At 72.0% G+C, this 1,548-nt stretch carries 1 protein-coding gene and 1 pseudogene; one reads left to right on the top strand and one right to left on the bottom strand.

The window, feature by feature from the left end; all coding sequences use genetic code 11:
* Window positions 1-592: pseudogene (locus ACQKIP_RS47100) on the bottom strand (RNA-guided endonuclease TnpB family protein); the annotation flags it as partial.
* A gap of 140 nt (window positions 593-732) precedes the next feature.
* Here ACQKIP_RS47100 and ACQKIP_RS47095 point away from each other — a divergent pair.
* Window positions 733-1,548 (top strand): ABC transporter ATP-binding protein, encoded by an 816-nt coding sequence (locus ACQKIP_RS47095; protein ID WP_365854308.1) that lies wholly within the window; start codon window positions 733-735, stop codon window positions 1,546-1,548.

Below are 1,548 nucleotides of genomic sequence, written 5' to 3'. Positions count from 1 at the left end.
ACCCGGTGGCGGGCAGCGTCTCGGTCAGGGCGGGCACCACGAAGGTGGCCCACCAGTGCCCCACCGCATCCCGGTACACCCGCACCGAGGACGGCGCCCCGGGCAGGTCGCGCGACCACACCGGCCGCACCACGATCCCGCCGGCCAGGTGCAGACGTCCGTCCTTGAGACGGAACCCGCGCCGGGTGTATTCGAGGGTCGGCCGCGCATCCCGCTTCTTCTTGAAGCGGGGCATCCCGGCCCGGCGCGCCATCGGCAGACCGGCCCTGATGTCCGTAAGTGCCTTGGCCCGGGATCTGCCGAAGTCCCGGATCAGCTGCTGCTGGGGAACGCAGGCGCCCTGCCGCAGCCACGGCGTGCTCGCCCGGGCCCCGGTCAGCATCGCTGCCAGTTGCACCGGCCCGCACGTGCTCTTCTCGCCGGTCGCGCGGTTGTGCGCGTGGACGGCCTTGGACTTCGCGACGCACTCGTTCCACACCCAGCGCAACCGGCCCCACTCCGCCTCCAGCCCGGTGCGGGCCGTCGACGACACCCGCAGGCGATAGGTGTAGCGCACGCATGCGGACTCCCGTGCGGTCGTGAATGCCGTCATTCCAGCAACCTAGCGCCCTGCACTGACAACGCCGGATTCGCCCGGAGGGTGAACCGGCCCCACCCTGCCCCGCTCACGCGGGAGCTTCGATTCCTCCTCGCCCCGCCCGAAGGCGGGGGTATCCACGAAGGAGACTCCCGATGACCCTCGTACTGCGGGAGTTGTCCGTCGAGGCGGCGGGGCGGGCCCTGGTCGACCGGTTGAGCATCGAGGTGGAAGCCGGCCGGGTCGTCGGGCTCGTCGGGCCCAACGGCAGCGGCAAGTCCACCGCCCTGCGCTGCGTCTACCGGGCCCTGAAGCCGACTTCGGGCGCGGTCCTCCTGGACGGCGCCGACCTGACCTCGCTCAAACTGCGCGACAGCGCCCGCTCCATCGCCGCCCTCACCCAGGAGAGCCACACCGAACTCGACTTCACCGTCGAGGAGGTGGTGGCCCTGGGCCGTGCGCCGCACGCCCGCGGCAACCAGCCCCTGACCGCACGCGAACACGCCCTGTGCCGAAAGGCGATGGACCGCCTGGACGTCACCCATCTCGCGGAGCGCAGCGTGCTCACCCTCTCCGGCGGCGAGCGCCAGCGCGTGCTCGTGGCGCGCGCCCTGGTCCAGGAACCCCGCGTCCTGGTCCTGGACGAGCCCACCAACCACCTGGACATCCGCCACCAGGTCGAGCTCCTGTCCTTCCTGCGCGGATCGGGACTCACCGTGCTCACCGCCCTGCACGACCTCAATCTGGCGGCCGCCGCCTGCGACAGCATCGCCGTCCTGAGCTGCGGCTCCCTGGTCGCCACCGGCAGCCCGGCCGAAGTCCTGAACCCCGAGTTGATCCGCAAGGTGTTCGGCGTCGACGCCACGGTCGTGCACCACCCCCGTACCGGGACACCCCAACTCGTCTACGACCTCGCCCCCACCGGCGCCCCGGCACCCGCCGGCGCCCTGTCCGAAGGACCGCGCTCATGA

It is taken from the genome of Streptomyces sp. NPDC059900 (assembly GCF_050270335.1).
Classification (GTDB): domain Bacteria; phylum Actinomycetota; class Actinomycetes; order Streptomycetales; family Streptomycetaceae; genus Streptomyces.
This window is presented reverse-complemented; position numbering and strand designations above follow the sequence as displayed.

What these genes read in the sequence shown, in the direction of transcription:
- ACQKIP_RS47095 (WP_365854308.1), top strand. Translation starts at nt 733, where the DNA reads ATGACCCTCGTACTGCGGGAGTTGTCCGTCGAGGCGGCGGGGCGGGCC.